Source organism: Ralstonia sp. RL (assembly GCF_001683835.1).
Taxonomy (GTDB): domain Bacteria; phylum Pseudomonadota; class Gammaproteobacteria; order Burkholderiales; family Burkholderiaceae; genus Ralstonia; species Ralstonia mannitolilytica.
In genome coordinates this window covers 1-597 of record NZ_LWRX01000176.1, presented here as the reverse complement: position 1 = coordinate 597, position 597 = coordinate 1, and the positions used below count along the sequence as shown (strand labels likewise).

Annotated in this window: 1 protein-coding gene; it reads right to left on the bottom strand. The window is 69.2% G+C overall.

The features are described 5' to 3' along the window. Positions 1-505: site-specific integrase (locus A6M56_RS17680; RefSeq protein ID WP_286758264.1), on the bottom strand; the 505-nt coding region annotated here is incomplete at its 3' end. Between the last annotated feature and the right edge of the window lie 92 nt (positions 506-597).

Genomic DNA, 597 nt, shown 5'->3' with positions numbered 1-597 from the left:
CGCCGTCAGCCAGACTGATTTCGTGCAGCCGGAGATGGACCAGTTCCGAGACGCGCAGGCCGGTGGCGTAGAGCGTTTCCAGCATGGCCCGGTCGCGCAGGCCGAGCGGGGATTCGAGATCAGGAGCATCGAGCAGGGCGTCGACCTGCTTTTCCGACATCACCTTGGGCAGGCGCGACGGGCGGCTGGGGTTGGCCAGCTTGAGCGTCGGATCGGCGACGATGCGGCCGCGTGCGAGCTGCCAGCGGAAAAAGCGGCGCAGCGTGGCGAGGTAGCGCGCCTGCGAGGTGGCCTTGGTCTGCCGGGCAAGGTGGGCGATGAAGGCGGTCAGCGTGGCTTCGCGCAGGTCGAGCAGCGGCTCGTGGTCATGCTCGGCGAGCCACTGCGCCAGGCGCCCGAGGTCGGAACGGTAGCTGGCCAGCGTCGCCCGGGCCAGACCGTCCTCCAGCCACAGGGCATCGCAGAAGCTGTCGATCTCGGCGAGATCAGCCGGCCGGCCGGTCAAGCGGGCAACCTTCGTGACGTAACAGCCAGCGTTTGACATCGAGCAGGAAGCCGCCGCGTTCGCGATTGAACCCGCCCAGGCCGCCGCCGCTG